This window comes from Natrialba sp. INN-245 (genome assembly GCF_009807105.1).
GTDB lineage: Archaea > Halobacteriota > Halobacteria > Halobacteriales > Natrialbaceae > Natrarchaeobius > Natrarchaeobius swarupiae.
On the sequence record NZ_WUBV01000046.1, the window covers coordinates 16,263 to 29,635 of the forward strand.

Below are 13,373 nucleotides of genomic sequence, written 5' to 3' on the forward strand. Positions count from 1 at the left end.
TCCGATATCCGATCGTTACGACGGCCCGTTCGTGATCGTCGTGTGCGCGCCGATGAGCGCGCCTGCGAGATCGAGGTCCTCGAGTCGCGTTCCCTCGTCGATGATCGATCGTCTGATATCGCCGTTCTGTACGGTGGCGTCGGGAAAGATGACTGCGTGCTCGAGATCGGTGTCTTCGAGTGTCACGTCGTCCATCACGTGGACGTTATCGCCGATCGTCGCGTTCTCGAGGACCGCCGACGCGGCGACGAGTGACTCGCCCTCGAGGTGCCAGGCGACGGCGTCGAGGTAGCTTTCGGGCGTTCCGATGTCGAACCACGCGCCCTCGAACGTGTAGGCGTACGTCGGTTCGCGGTTCTGGAGCCACTGGACGAACCAGCCCGGTTCGTCCGGGTTGTTCCCCTCCTCGAGGTAGGTCGGGAACAAGGAGAGTGCATCCCGTGGAAACGCATAACAGGCAATCGAGACGAGGGTACTCTTCGGATCGTCGGGTTTCTCCTGGAAGTCGACGACGCGGTCGTCCTCGAGTTCGACCAGCCCGTAGGACTTCGCTTTCTCCCGGGAACCGACGTCGTAGGCGGCGAGGGTAGGTGCGTCCATCCGCTCGAAGTAGTCGAGAAAGTCAGAGACGGCGAAACTGATGAGGTTGTCACCGGCGATCACGAGGAGGTCGTCGTCGATTGCTTCGCGGTCGATCAGCTGAGCGAGCGCGCCGACGACGCCGAATTTGTCGTCTTCTTCGGTCGTCTCTTCGACCGAGAGCTGTGGTTTCTCGAACTCGCTGTCCGCGAGGTGAGCCTCGAAGTCGGCGGCGAACCGTTCGTTCGTGCTGACGTACACTGCATCGATTCGGTCGTCCGCCTCGAGTTCCGCGAAGATTCGGTCGACGACGGTCGAGTCGCCGATTGGGAGGAACATCTTGGGCCGGTGTTTCGTGATCGGCCACATTCGGGTCGCGTATCCGCCCGCAAGCACGACGGCCTTCATGGCCCCGAGTTCGCGAGGGAGATGTAAGTGACTTCTCCTTTCACCAACCGGAAACTCGTATACGTCCGCCCTCCGTCGTTCCGTACGTATGCGTGAAGCCGACGAAACGACGCGACAACGACTCGCAGACGCCCTTCGTGTCGAGGCGGCGACGCCGAGCGAACTCGCGGAAACGCTCGATCTGACTCCGCACGCGGTGGTCGACCACGCCGAACACGTCGCGCGTTCGGTCGATGGCGGCGACGAACAGTTCCTCGTCGCACCGCCGACGTGTCGCGATTGCGGGTTCGACGACTTCGACCAGCTTCTCAACCTGCCGTCACGGTGTCCGTCGTGTAAGAGCGAGTCGATCGCCGAGCCGACGTTCACGATCGAACAATAATCCGAACCGAACACTCACACTGGCGTACATCTCTCCGACAGATTCGACACTAATATTTACACTGGGGGATACGAACCGGTACGGACCCTCCAACGGGTGTCGTCGCTCGCGTTGCGCTGACGATCTACGATTTTCGCGTTCGTTCCGGTCGTCCGGCACCCGATCGGAGGGATTCGAGGATACGAATGACTACACCGTCTCACCCTGAGTTCGATCGCACCGAGTTCGTACTCGCTGTCCTCGAGTGGCTCGAGGGACGAGAGAACTCTCCCGAAGCGGTCGACGATACCCTGGACCTTCTCGCACACAGCCGCCGCCGTTCGTTCATACGAGTGATGCGAACCTACGGCGAGGCGCTTACGCTCCCGGACGCCGCCGAGGAGGTGGCCGTTCGAGAAACGGGGACACCGGTTGCGGAGCTATCGGCGGAACACGTCGCCACCGTCTACATCTCGTTGTACCACGATCACCTGCCACGGCTCGTCGACGCGGGCTTGCTCGAGTACGACCAGGAGCGCGACCTCGTCTCACCGGCGGCGATCTCGTGAGCGGTGTCTGACGGAGCTTTATCTTCGCGACCGTCCAATGCCGGCTATGGTCTCCCTGCTGATCTACGGGTCCTACGGCTATACGGGAACGTTGGTCACCCGCGAAGCCGTCTCACGGGGGCTGTCCCCGGTCGTCGCCGGCCGGGACGGAACGACGGTCACGCGGCAGGCGAACGAACTCGGCCTCGAGGGGCGAGCCATCGATCTCGAGTCGAGCGATCTCGTCTCCCACCTCGAGGCGTTCGACGCGGTGTTGAACTGCGCCGGACCCTTCGTCGATACAGCCGATCCGCTCGTTTCTGCCTGTCTCGAGGCCGAAACGGACTACCTCGACGTGACGGGCGAGTTCCCGGTGCTCGAACGGCTCCGCCAGCGCGACCGTGACGCCCGAGAAGCGGGGATAACGCTGTTGCCGGGGGTCGGGTTCGACGTCGTCCCGACGGATTGTCTCGCGGCGTTTCTCCACGACCAGCTCCCGTCGGCCGACCGGCTCACGCTTGGCGTCCGCGCCGACGCGTCGCCCTCTCGGGGGACCGCGATGACGGTGCTCGAACTGGCCGGAAACCGCGGTGTCGTCCGACGCAACGGTCGCCTTCTTCAGGTGCCACCAGCGTATCGAACCCGCGAAATCGACTTCGGCGACGGGCCGGAACACGCGGCGACGATCCCGCTCGGTGACGTCGTCACCGCCCCCTGGCACACCGGTATCGAGTCGGTCGAGGTCTACGCCGCGATGCCCTCGGTAGCCTCGACCGCGATGCGGGCGGCCGACCCGTTCCGTGGGCTGCTCGAGATCGGGCCCGTTCGAGCCGCGTTACGGTGGGTGATCGACGCCTTCGTGACGGGTCCTGGCGAGCGGCAGCTCCGCGAGGAGACCGTCACCGTCTGGGGGGAAGTCGTCGACGAGTCGGCCGACGATGGGTCCACGCGTCGGGTGCAGGCACGACTCGACACGCCGAACGTCTACGCGCTCACCGCCGACGCCGCGGTGTCGGCCGCCGAGTGTCTCCTGGGGGGGACGGATCGAGCCAATCGAGACGCGACTCCGGCCGGGTTCCAGACCCCCGCCAGCGCGTTCGGTTCCGAGTTCGTCCTCGACCTCGAGGGGACCGACCGGGAACTGCTCGAGGTGTCCAGCCAGGCGGAGTCGAACCGGACGCCGCTCGAGTCCGAGGACTAACGATCGGCGGGATACCGAGGACGACGTCGTCGGTTCGCCGATCGTCAGTTGTCCCGTCGTAGTTCCGTCGTCGGTCACTTCTCGCCTGGCGTACTCCCTCGTTCGTCCATCATCGCCTGGGTCCGTTCGATCCACGCGCCGCGATAGAACCCAACTCCGACGTACGCCATCGCCCAGAGGTAGTAGACGACGATCGAGGCGTAGATTGCCGGAACGCCGTACCCCCACTGGACGCCGACGACGTAGGACACCCCGAGCATGCCGACGAACATGCCGGTGACGCGACCGACGAGTGGCGTCCGCGTGTCACTCCCGCTCGTGAGCGCCCCCGCGAGGACGACGTACAACACCGTAAACGGAGCGGCGAGAGCGTACGCTCGAGCGAAGCCGGTCGCGTACCGAACCGTCTCCGGATCGTCCGAGAAGAATCCGACGAACCACTCGGCACCGACGAAGACGGCCGCGCCGAGTGCGCCGACGGTTACGAGGCCCAACAGTGCAGTCGCCCAGCCGTTGAACCGGGCCCCCTCGGGATCGCCGTCGCCGAGGGTCTGTCCGACGACGATGCTCGCTCCGGTTCGATACCCTCGCGACAGCGGTGCGGTGATCTGCTGGTAGACGCGCCGGCCGATCTGGTAGGCGGCGTTGACCTCGGTCCCGAACAGCAGGAGGATCGCGTTGAACGGAAACTCCATGACGAACGTCAACAGCCCCTCGAGAATCCGAGGGGCGCTGATCGAGAGCAGTTGCGTGGTGATCGTCCATTCGCGAGGACGGACGAACGAGAGTGGCGTCCGGTGGCTCCAGATGGCGACGACGAGTACGAGCGCCGAGAAGACGTTGCCGAACGCCGTCGCGAGTCCGACGCCGACGATGTGGAGTTCCGGGATCGGCCCGAGACCGAGGCCGAGAACCACCGTTCCGGCGATGTTGAACGCGTTCGAGACGGCGTTGACGTACATCGGCGTCCGCGTGTCGCCGGCACCCTGAATCGATCGAGCGGTGACGACCGCGACGTGTCGTGCGGGACTCGTCGCGAGGATAATCGCGAGATAGATCCCGCCCAGGCGGACGACTTCCGACTCCGCACCGAGGATGCGGATCCCCCACTGCCCGAACAGGACGCCGAAGACGACGAACGGAATCCCGGCAAGCGCGCCGAGTATCACCGCCTGTGTGATCGCTTCGTTGCGATTGGCGACCGCACCGCTTCCGGTGTCCTGACTCGAGAGTGCGATGACGCCGCTGCCGAGGCCGAGGCCGATTCGAAGCGGAAGCCGGGCGTACAGATCGGCCAGTCCGACCGCCGCAACCGCCGCCGGCGAGAACAGCCCGGTTACGGCCACGTCGGTCGTCCGCATCAGCGTCCGGAGAAATTGCTCGGCCATCACCGGCCAGGAGAGGCCGAAGACGCGTCGCCAGACGCCGAAGAGCCGTTGCCGTCCGCCCGAAAGCACGGTCCGACATCCGCGACGACAGCGCTTGAACCTACTGAACGCGGAACCCGAACCGGCGACCACTCGAGTGCGACCAACCCGGGAGCCACGGCGAACGAGGAGATCTCGGTGACCGGGTGGCGCGTTCGATGACGAACCGGTTTTGGACGTGATTTTACCGGGTGACCCCGACTCCCTGGTGGACCGAGCGGACGAGTGACGTTCGTCGAACACCGGTAACCGACGCACTGGCGGTCGCGAACGCGGCCGAAGCACGCAGCGAGAGCGCGGCTCGGAGGCCGACGGCCGAGAACCGCGCCACAGCGAACGGCGGAGCCGTGAGCGAGCCGTGGACGTCGAACGCTGTGAGAGCGTTGGAAACGGCGTCGGACCCGACCGTGGCGTCTCTGAACGCGATCGGTCGGAGAGACGACAGACCCTTGGTCACTCAAGGGAGAGTTCACTCCACGTCCGATCCATGCGAAACACGCGGCTGTCGACGCGAACTGCACGCCAGTCTACGCGAATCGCGTTTCTGGCGACGCGGACCGTACGGCTGTCGTCGGCAGACGGTTCAGCCGACGTCGTGACGAGAGGGGTGGGTGTCGAATCGGGATGATCGATCCGACGCTGCTCGCGTTCTACTTGCTCGCCGCGGGGGCGATGATCCTCTCACCCGGCCCCGATACGATCTACGTCCTCACGCGGAGTTTCGGGGAGGGAAGCGGCGTCGGGTTGGCCTCGGCCGCCGGCATCAGCGCGGGAGTCGTACTCCACACGCTCGGGGCGGTCGTCGGCCTCGCTGCGCTCTTTCGAGCCTCGAGTACCGCCTTCCTCGCTGTCACGTACCTCGGTGCGGCTTACCTCGTCTACCTCGGCGTTCGCACCATTCGCGACGACGGACTCGCGGTCGGCTCCGCCGACCGAGCGGACACCGAGGCGACCGCGACCGCCTCGAGGTCGTCTCACCCGTTTACCGAGGCGGTGACCGTCAACGTCCTCAACCCGCAGGTGGCGCTGTTCTTCCTCGCGTTTCTCCCCCAGTTCGTCGGCGGCCGCTGGATCGAACTTCAGCTGTCGATCCTGGGTGGGCTGTATGCGGCGCTCACCATGCTCTACCTCGGGTCGGTGGCGCTCGTCGCGGGCCGGCTTCGGCGGCTGCTCGTCTCCCGCCCCAACGTCGCCGGGGGGATTCGGTGGGTGTCGGGACTCGTGCTGATCGCTCTCGGGCTTCGACTGTTCCTGTTCTGACCGTGCCGTGTGTCCGGTCGACGTGTAACCGTCAGTTATTGGAACGAGACGTTCCCACCGGTTTATGATTTCACGTGAACGAGACCTCAGTAACAGGACGTCTCGACGCGCTCGTCGTACAGCCTCGAGAGTCGATCCGTGATCGGGCCGCCGCCGATCTCGATCCCATCTAGGGTCGCGACCGGCCGCAGTTCCCAGGTCCGATTCGTGAGAAACACCTCGTCGGCCTCGAGAACGTCCGCGAGGTCGTAGCGGGCCTCTCGAGTCTGGACGTCGGCCTCGGCGGCCAGCTCGAGGACGGTCTCGCGAGTGATCCCGGCGAGCACGTCGCAGTCGGTCGACGGCGTCAGGAGCGTCCCATCCCGGACGAAAAACAGGTTGCTCGTCGCTCCTTCGGCGACGTTCCCCTCGAGGTCGCACAGGATCGCCTCGTCGGGGATGGGTCCGTCGTTGCTCTCCCTCGCGCCGTCGGCGGTGTCGTCGTCCGTCTTCGCGTCGTCGTCGGCCGCACGAGCGAGTTCGATCCGCGCGAGGATTCCGTTGAGGTAGTTGTGGGTCTTCGCGCCGGCCGGAATCGCCTCCTTGGGGATGCGGCGGGTGTCGACCGACCGAACGACCGCCGGTTCGTCCCAGACCGGTTCGCCCTCGAGTCCGCCGCGGGGGAGCGGTTTGACGTAGATCACGACCGTCGGGTCGACTTCGGGCCGTGGCGTCAGCTTCCCCGGCTGGACGCCGCGGGTGATCGACAGCCGGACGTAGGCGTCCGCGAGGTCGTTCGCCGCGAGCGTCTCGTCGATCCGCGCCCGGAGGTCGTTTTCGGAGAGGCCGTGCTCGAGCGAGAGTGCGTCACAGGTTCGCTCGAGGCGCTCGACGTGGGCGTCCCAGCGGAAGATCGATCCGCCGTAGGCCCGCATCGTCTCGAAGGCGGCGTCGCCGTAGCGAAAGCCCCGGTCGTCGACACTGACGGTCGCCTCGCTCGCGGGCTCGAGATCGCCGTTTACGTGGTAGTGGAGGTCGTCGGTCATGGGGTGCGAGGCGTTTCTATCCGCTCGTCGGTGACAGACCACTATCAAACCACTGCTCCTGCTAGTGGAACTTTCAGCGACTACTATATTCGATCCCGACGCCCACGTATCGTGTTCACTCTCTACGTCCGTCATCCGGTCGCCGTCGTAGTACGCGTGTTGCCCACTCGAGGGTACTGGATTAGCACTCATACGGACTGCTGGGTGTCTGTAGCGGTCGATCGCCGACCGTTTTGCAATCGACCGGCAATCAGTCATAGCAGACCGTATCGGTCCGTCGATGGAAGTACGTAGAGAATGTACAACTCCTCAATTTACAATAGAAAAATACGGTCTTCCGCTCGTCTCTAAGGTCACACCTACAGAGCAAACCAGTCAGCATCCTAACGTTCTTTAGGGTTGATTGAGTAACGAATGAATGCGCACGAAAGTGCGCTGAGCCGGAGCCCAAGCATCCAACTAACACTCCGGCTCAAACACTCGCCCCCGCGTAGCGGGAGCAATCCACCATTGACGTTGGCGAAATAAAGACCTGCCGACGTCCTGTCGAACCAGTCACAGCGATACCTGGTTCTCTCGCTGGGTTGCGTTCCGCCACGTCGGGGCCCAACGAATAGCTATGGCCTCGAGAATAACCATTCACTGCGATTGCGGAACCGACCTCCGCGCGACGACGGCCGACGGGCCGGTCAGCTGCCCCGACTGTGAGTCGACGTTCGCCGCGAGAATTATCCGGCTTTCCGACGATCACGATGCATCCAGCTATCGTCACGGCACTCGATCGAATCGCAGCCCGTGAGGACCGCGACCTCGCGGCGTTGCCGCCGCTGTACGAGGTCGTCGACCCCGGCGCGCTGGCGGCGGTCCTCGAGTCGTCCGCGGACGTCACCGTCCGCTTCGCGTACGCCGGCTATCGCGTCGTGATCGATACCGACCCGGTCGAGGTGGAGGTGATCGACGAGGAACGCTGACGACCCGCCCATCGGTATCGACGGGGAATCCTTCGCTACTCCCTCGAGTCGGTAAACTGTCCAGGGGGTGTGTTATTGGATAGGTCCCGTACCCCCTGTGTGACAATTCATCAGCGGTCGAGGCGGATATCCCCGGCCCTTGAGGTCCGATATGTTTACCATCAGATATTTATGGGGAATAATTACCGGAGCAGTTATTGATCTATCCGAACTCTGTCGAACGCCGTCTGCTGAATAGAGAGCGTGTATTCAGCAGTTTCAGTATTCATATCTCGGTAATCCACTAGTTGGTAACTCACTGGTGTCTGAAGACAACAGTTAATACTTCTCGAGTATTCTAATATATGATTATAATGAAAAACACTACGACAACCCGCCGGAGCGTTCTTGCCACGGCTGGATTAGCCTCTGTGGGCGGGCTCGCAGGCTGTATTGATCAAGTCGCTGCGAGGACCACGAACACCGGCGCATCACCTGCTGCCATGTTTGGTGGGATTCAAGACGACCAGTTAATCCCCGTTACAGCTGGAGACACCATCCGATTCTCCCCGACTGTTCGTGTCGAAGAACAGTTCCTCTCCGGGGATATCGAACTCGAAGCGTGGATGACGAACGCGAAAGTCGCCCCTGCAAACGATTACAACTCCGTACGCTCGAATAAGTGCTGTCCTCCTGCGGTCGGTCGCATTCCCGATGAAGACGACGAAGATGACGAATCCGATGAAGACGACCAGACCAGTAATTCGACCGAACGATTACAACGGCTAACAGGTGCGAGTGATGACGAGATACGTGGGATGTACGAGTATCTCGAAGGCGAGCCCGTGTTGAGTGAACGGTGTGTCATCACGCTTCCGGATGCACGGGCACCGCGAGGCGGACCGAGTATCGAGTCGTTGGTTACTCCGAATAGCCTGATCGAGTTCGTCACCGGCCGAGCGGATGGTGAAGGAACTGTCTACTCGTGGGGGAGTAATGAATACGAGACGGCTGTCGCCGAACAGGAAGACGATGACGACGATGACGACGATGAGAACGAATCGTGCACACAGCATACCGAAGGCTTGTCAACTGAGCAGTCGGTATACTGCTGGGGTCACACTTCTACGACGGCGATTTCTGGACCAACCCACACGGACGGTACGCTCGACGCACTCACGTCCGACTCGGGCGTTGTCGTGGTAAATGTGACAAACAGGCCCCCGACGGCTACTGACGAGAAGTCGATGATTGGCGTGACCGCTGATGGACGGCCGACCGACGTTGATGGGCTGGACGATTGGGGGCGCGAACGTGGTCCTGCGTCATCCACGTCGACTGTGGTCTGTCAAGTCCTCGTGCAACCGGCTGGGTGTCCGTGTCCGTTCCCCGCGTTATTGCACGTCCAGCGACACAAGAACAACGACCAGTACGTCTACTCGTGTGGATGGGTAATCGATGAGGCCTGCCTCTACGAGGACTCGACGACCGTGCTGACAGGGATTGGAAGGGGCCGCGGGAGCGGTGCAGGGAAGGTGAATATTCAGGACATCGACGTATCTAGATCTGGTGACATCAGCGGGGACGAGATTCGGCGCGCGTTGCCAGACGACGTGTCACCGGCTGGGTCACAGATGTTCTCAGGGCACCTTGATCGAGCGGTTCGTTCAGGAATCATCCCCGACGGCGAGCTTGCCGAGAGAGTTGCACAAATCGTGTCCTCGGACGGTGACGTGTACTGTTCGTGTTACCCGTTCGATGGACATTGTCTGCACCTCGTGGACGACGGGAATACGTCCAACACGGTGAAGTTCAAGGCCGGAGCCGAACTCTCGAAGAGCGTCAATTAGCCTCCGTCTGCTCGTCTTGTTCTATCTGTGAGCAGCGAGAGAATCCTGTCGGTCACGACGGGGTTCTGTCCTCGTAAAAAGATAGGTGGGCCCACATCTCAGTAGCACGTTCTCGCTCTGTATTCGTCACGACTCTCATACGGATTGCTGTAGCGATTTACCGGTGAGACCGCGGTCCGGGTCGCGGTCTCACCGGAAATGATCTACAGTAAACCGTATCACTCGATACGGGATGCGAATCGACAGAAGTTCCCGATCATTCGCTTGCCGACTCGAAGCGAGATGCGGTCCCCGCTCGAGGCGTCGTCGTGGCCCCGCGTGAGAATCGATTCGGGGTGGAACTGGACGCCGACGTGGGGTTTCTCGCGGTGGCGAACCGCCATCAGGACGCCGCGTTCGTCGGTCGTCCGGGCCGTCTCACAGAGCGAATCCGGCAGGTCGGCCCGGTCGACCGCCAGCGAGTGATAGCGTCCGACCTGGAACGTCTCAGGGAGGCCCGCGAAGATCCCGTCGCCGTCGTGGGAGACCGTCGACGGCTTCCCATGGACGACCTCCGGTGCGTGGACGACCCGCGAGCCGTGTGCCGCACACAGCGCCTGGTGGCCGAGACAGACGCCCAGGATCGGGTACTCGGTCTCGGCGAACAGCGGGATCGAGATCCCCGCCTCCTGTGGGGTGCCGGGGCCCGGCGAGACGACGATTCCGGTCGGCTCGAGGTCACGGACGCTCTCGAGATCGATCTCGTCGTTTCGCCGGACGATCACCTCGTCGGCGACCGTACCCACGTACTGAACGAGGTTGTACGCAAACGAGTCGTAGTTGTCCACGACGAGGATGGTCCGTTCGCCGGTCGCTGCGGCCTCACTCATCTCGATCACCGCAATGTCCCTCGAGCGAGGCCGCTTCGCTCGCCGTCGGTTCGCTCTCCGGCTCGAGGCCCATCCCCGCCCGCTCGCCGAGTGCGTCGTCGACGGCGGTGATGAGCGCCCGCGCTTTGTCCAGGGTCTCGTCGTACTCGCGGTAGGGCTCGGAGTCGTGAACGATGCCGGCTCCGACCCGGAGGTGGTACTCCTCGCCGTGGCGGACAAGCGTCCGGATGACGATGTTGAGCGTCGCACGGCCGTCGAATCCGAAGATCCCGACGCCGCCCGTGTAGGGACCGCGACGCGTCGCCTCGAGTTCGTCGATGATCTCCATCGTTCGCGGCTTGGGCGCGCCGGTGATCGTCCCGCCGGGGAACGTCGCCGCAATGGCGTCCGCGAGTGTCGCGTCCGACCGCAGCGTGCCGGTGACGTTCGAGACGAGGTGCATCACCTCCGAGTAGTGGTCGATCCGGCGATACTCGTCGACCTCGACGGTGCCGTACGCACAGACTTTCCCGAGGTCGTTTCGCTCGAGGTCGACCAACATTGCGTGTTCGGCCCGCTCCTTCTCGTCTGCCAGCAGGTCCGCCTCGAGGTCGGCGTCCGCCTCGGCCGTCTCGCCCCGCGGTCTGGTCCCCGCGATGGGTTCGGTACGGACGAAGTCGTCGTCTCGCTCGAGTAAGAGTTCGGGGCTCGCGCTCACCAGATCGGCCGCTCGGAACTCGAGCAGACACGAGTAGGGAGCGGGGTTGACCCGGCGGAGCGCGCCGTAGGCGGCGACCGGGTGGACCGCCGCGGGTGCGACCAGCCGCTGGGAGATGTTCGTCTGGAACGTATCGCCGTCCCGGACGTACTCTTTGACGCGGCGGACCCGCTCGGCGAACGCCTCCCGGCCGCAGTCGCTCTCGAAGGTCGCCTCCGAGGCGTCGACGGGCGGCCCGCCGACGGACGGGTCGCCCTCGAGCGCCCGGCGAGCGAGCTCGAGGGCCCGTTCCCGACCGCGTTCGTAGGCCGCCTCGAGCATCGCGTCGTCGATGTCTCCGTCCGTTGTGCCGCCCGATCCGGTGTGGCCGATCCGCGGACAGGCTGTGATCCGGAGAGTCACGTCGCCGTCGGTCGGCTCCGTCCAGGCCGCGAGTGCGTCGTAGACCCGAATCTCGAGACGCGGCAGTTCGCGGTCGTCGACGGCCGACTCGGGGAGATCCTCGAGCTCACGGGCGACGTCGTAGGAGAGCCAGCCGACGGCTCCACAGGGGTAGGGGACGTCACACTCGCCGCGGACGAGTTCGGCGGAGTCGAGTAGCCCCTCGAGTGCGGCGAGCGTCGGCGACCCGTCGTCGCCGTCTCGGGTCACCGCGTCCGGTCCAACCGTGAGCCGGTCGACGGGATCGACGCCGAAGTACCCCCACCCGGGCTGGCCGCCGGTCGTCTCGAGGTAGGCGCCGTCGTCGTCTTTCCTGCGCGCTTGACGATACGCGAGGAACGGATCGTCGACGGTCAACCGGACTTCGACGGGGATTCGGAGTCCGCGATCCGACTCGCTTCGGTCCGCTTCGAACCCGCGAGCGGCGGCTCGGAACGACTCGAGTGTCGTGACGATCCGCGGCTCGTTCATACCCGCCGAGACGAAGTGGAGGGGTAATCCTCTTGCGGTTTTCGCACTTTTCACCGCGGTCGCCTCTCTCGAAACTCCGTCCCGTACTCGAGAACCGGGAGTACGGGTCGGTGTTCGACCGTCAGTCTCCGAGTCAGCACGCTTTTGCGGCGGTAGCCGGTTTACTCGAACGAACGCGACAGCAACTACGATGATCGATTCCGTCGTCGAAGCCGTCCAGATGCGGACTCGAGCCCTGTTGTCGGCGACGCGACTGACGCAGTTTGCTGGCGTCGGTTTCGTCGGTGCGATCGTCGATTTCGTTGCACTCTACGCCCTCGTCGAGTGGACGGTGCTCGGTCCCGTCGTCGGAAAGGCGATCTCGTGGGAGCTATCGATCGTCGTCATCTTCGCGATCAACGAACGCTGGACGTTCAGCGAGTTCGGCTCCGTCGGACCTCGAGCGCTCGGAAGGCGATTTCTTCGCTCGAACGCGGTTCGGTTTGCCGGCTTTCTCGTGACGCTCGCGGTGCTTACGGGGCTGGTGTACGGGTTCGGAGTCTGGTATCTGGCGGCGAATGCGGTCGGTGTCGGGATCGGCTTCTCCGTCAACTACACCTGTGAAAGTCTCTACACCTGGAAGGTACACCGTGACTAGCGCCACAAACCCCCACACGGCACCCGAATCACAACCCTTAACTACGGTACTCGGTTACGATGATGTAGCGGGATGGGATAGCCAGGAGATTCCGGCGGGCTCATAACCCGCAGACCGGTAGTTCAAATCTACCTCCCGCTACTTTTCGACGCGAACAATAACTCCGAGCGTAGCGAGGGTGACGGCGTAGTTCAAATCTACCTCCCTCCCATAGTTCTCGTGTCGATTCACTAACGCACATAGCGATGCCAACCGCTCACTTCCGCTCGAGCGACCACTTGGATTCACTCGAGCAACCGAAAAAACGTCGTCTCTCGCGATCTGATTCACAAATCCGTCGGGTCGATCAGTGTGCCGCGTGGACGTGATCGCGAAGCGAGTCGCGATCGTCGAAGGCCTCGTTGCAGACGGCGCAGGTGTCGTGGTGTAACGGAAGGTGCTGAGTGAGCGCCGCGACCGATTCGAACTCCGCGTCACAGGCCGAACAGGTGTGATACGGTCTGCTGTAAATCGTTACCGGCGAAACCACGAGCCGTCTGTGGTTTCACCGGTAAACCGTTACAGCAATCCGTATGAGTCATTGCGGATGTACTGGCCACGCCATCGGACAAAAAAGGGCATTACAACACCGCCAGACGAGTTAACTCTC

At 63.3% G+C, this 13,373-nt stretch carries 13 protein-coding genes and 1 tRNA gene; 8 read left to right on the forward strand and 6 right to left on the reverse strand.

Features of this window, described 5'->3' with window-relative positions:
- Positions 1 to 15: 15 nt before the first annotated feature.
- Positions 16 to 987: an NDP-sugar synthase gene (locus tag GRS80_RS14170; RefSeq protein WP_160048130.1), complete on the reverse strand. Its 972-nt coding sequence runs from the start codon at positions 985 to 987 to the stop codon at positions 16 to 18.
- A gap of 88 nt (positions 988 to 1,075) precedes the next feature.
- Between GRS80_RS14170 and GRS80_RS14175 the strand changes: the two genes are divergently transcribed.
- The 3 genes from GRS80_RS14175 to GRS80_RS14185 all read left to right on the forward strand — a co-directional run bounded on the left by GRS80_RS14175 (position 1,076) and on the right by GRS80_RS14185 (position 3,097).
- Positions 1,076 to 1,369, forward strand: a complete 294-nt coding sequence (locus tag GRS80_RS14175) for a transcriptional regulator (protein WP_160048131.1) — start codon at positions 1,076 to 1,078, stop codon at positions 1,367 to 1,369.
- Between the two features lie 185 nt (positions 1,370 to 1,554).
- Positions 1,555 to 1,917, forward strand: a complete 363-nt coding sequence (locus GRS80_RS14180; RefSeq protein ID WP_160048132.1) for a hypothetical protein — start codon at positions 1,555 to 1,557, stop codon at positions 1,915 to 1,917.
- A gap of 46 nt (positions 1,918 to 1,963) precedes the next feature.
- The gene (locus GRS80_RS14185; RefSeq protein WP_160048133.1) at positions 1,964 to 3,097 is read left to right on the forward strand and encodes a saccharopine dehydrogenase NADP-binding domain-containing protein; all 1,134 of its coding nucleotides are present in this window, start codon (positions 1,964 to 1,966) and stop codon (positions 3,095 to 3,097) included.
- Between the two features lie 74 nt (positions 3,098 to 3,171).
- On the opposite strand, the gene GRS80_RS14190 is transcribed toward GRS80_RS14185, so the two are convergent.
- Positions 3,172 to 4,554, reverse strand: a complete 1,383-nt coding sequence (locus tag GRS80_RS14190) for an MATE family efflux transporter (protein WP_343161589.1) — start codon at positions 4,552 to 4,554, stop codon at positions 3,172 to 3,174.
- A gap of 594 nt (positions 4,555 to 5,148) precedes the next feature.
- On the opposite strand from GRS80_RS14190, the gene GRS80_RS14195 reads away from it, so the two are divergent.
- On the forward strand, positions 5,149 to 5,784 hold the full coding sequence (locus GRS80_RS14195) for a LysE family translocator (protein WP_160048134.1): 636 nt from the start codon (positions 5,149 to 5,151) through the stop codon (positions 5,782 to 5,784).
- Positions 5,785 to 5,870: 86 nt separating this feature from the next.
- On the opposite strand, the gene GRS80_RS14200 is transcribed toward GRS80_RS14195, so the two are convergent.
- A complete protein-coding gene (locus GRS80_RS14200) occupies positions 5,871 to 6,809 on the reverse strand; it encodes an aminotransferase class IV (RefSeq protein ID WP_160048135.1) in 939 nt (312 codons plus the stop codon).
- A 752-nt stretch (positions 6,810 to 7,561) separates the two neighbouring features.
- Between GRS80_RS14200 and GRS80_RS14205 the strand changes: the two genes are divergently transcribed.
- Together GRS80_RS14205 and GRS80_RS20455 are read left to right on the forward strand one after the other, a co-directional pair.
- Positions 7,562 to 7,780: a HalOD1 output domain-containing protein gene (locus GRS80_RS14205; protein WP_160048136.1), complete on the forward strand. Its 219-nt coding sequence runs from the start codon at positions 7,562 to 7,564 to the stop codon at positions 7,778 to 7,780.
- A 353-nt stretch (positions 7,781 to 8,133) separates the two neighbouring features.
- Positions 8,134 to 9,609, forward strand: coding sequence for a hypothetical protein (locus GRS80_RS20455; protein WP_200840397.1), 1,476 nt, complete (start codon positions 8,134 to 8,136; stop codon positions 9,607 to 9,609).
- A 218-nt stretch (positions 9,610 to 9,827) separates the two neighbouring features.
- On the opposite strand, the gene GRS80_RS14215 is transcribed toward GRS80_RS20455, so the two are convergent.
- Both GRS80_RS14215 and pabB read right to left on the reverse strand, forming a co-directional pair.
- Complete coding sequence (locus GRS80_RS14215) at positions 9,828 to 10,478, reverse strand: aminodeoxychorismate/anthranilate synthase component II (RefSeq protein ID WP_160048137.1); 651 nt, start codon at positions 10,476 to 10,478, stop codon at positions 9,828 to 9,830.
- Positions 10,471 to 12,087 (reverse strand): aminodeoxychorismate synthase, component I, encoded by a 1,617-nt coding sequence (pabB, locus tag GRS80_RS14220; protein ID WP_160048138.1) that lies wholly within the window; start codon positions 12,085 to 12,087, stop codon positions 10,471 to 10,473. Before pabB ends, GRS80_RS14215 begins: the two co-directional genes overlap by 8 nt.
- 190 nt (positions 12,088 to 12,277) lie before the next feature.
- Between pabB and GRS80_RS14225 the strand changes: the two genes are divergently transcribed.
- Both GRS80_RS14225 and GRS80_RS14230 read left to right on the forward strand, forming a co-directional pair.
- On the forward strand, positions 12,278 to 12,724 hold the full coding sequence (locus GRS80_RS14225; protein WP_160048139.1) for a GtrA family protein: 447 nt from the start codon (positions 12,278 to 12,280) through the stop codon (positions 12,722 to 12,724).
- Between the two features lie 66 nt (positions 12,725 to 12,790).
- Positions 12,791 to 12,865: transfer RNA gene (locus tag GRS80_RS14230), tRNA-Met, on the forward strand.
- A 205-nt stretch (positions 12,866 to 13,070) separates the two neighbouring features.
- Here GRS80_RS14230 and GRS80_RS14235 read toward each other — a convergent pair.
- Positions 13,071 to 13,253, reverse strand: a complete 183-nt coding sequence (locus tag GRS80_RS14235) for a C2H2-type zinc finger protein (RefSeq protein ID WP_343161590.1) — start codon at positions 13,251 to 13,253, stop codon at positions 13,071 to 13,073.
- Positions 13,254 to 13,373 lie beyond the last annotated feature (120 nt).

What these genes read in the sequence shown, in the direction of transcription:
- GRS80_RS14225 (WP_160048139.1), top strand. Translation starts at nt 12,278, where the DNA reads ATGATCGATTCCGTCGTCGAAGCCGTCCAGATGCGGACTCGAGCCCTG.
- GRS80_RS14195 (WP_160048134.1), top strand. Translation starts at nt 5,149, where the DNA reads ATGATCGATCCGACGCTGCTCGCGTTCTACTTGCTCGCCGCGGGGGCG.
- GRS80_RS20455 (WP_200840397.1), top strand. Translation starts at nt 8,134, where the DNA reads ATGAAAAACACTACGACAACCCGCCGGAGCGTTCTTGCCACGGCTGGA.
- pabB (WP_160048138.1), bottom strand. Translation starts at nt 12,087, where the DNA reads ATGAACGAGCCGCGGATCGTCACGACACTCGAGTCGTTCCGAGCCGCC.
- GRS80_RS14205 (WP_160048136.1), top strand. Translation starts at nt 7,562, where the DNA reads ATGCATCCAGCTATCGTCACGGCACTCGATCGAATCGCAGCCCGTGAG.
- GRS80_RS14170 (WP_160048130.1), bottom strand. Translation starts at nt 987, where the DNA reads ATGAAGGCCGTCGTGCTTGCGGGCGGATACGCGACCCGAATGTGGCCG.
- GRS80_RS14200 (WP_160048135.1), bottom strand. Translation starts at nt 6,809, where the DNA reads ATGACCGACGACCTCCACTACCACGTAAACGGCGATCTCGAGCCCGCG.
- GRS80_RS14180 (WP_160048132.1), top strand. Translation starts at nt 1,555, where the DNA reads ATGACTACACCGTCTCACCCTGAGTTCGATCGCACCGAGTTCGTACTC.
- GRS80_RS14215 (WP_160048137.1), bottom strand. Translation starts at nt 10,478, where the DNA reads ATGAGTGAGGCCGCAGCGACCGGCGAACGGACCATCCTCGTCGTGGAC.
- GRS80_RS14185 (WP_160048133.1), top strand. Translation starts at nt 1,964, where the DNA reads ATGGTCTCCCTGCTGATCTACGGGTCCTACGGCTATACGGGAACGTTG.
- GRS80_RS14175 (WP_160048131.1), top strand. Translation starts at nt 1,076, where the DNA reads ATGCGTGAAGCCGACGAAACGACGCGACAACGACTCGCAGACGCCCTT.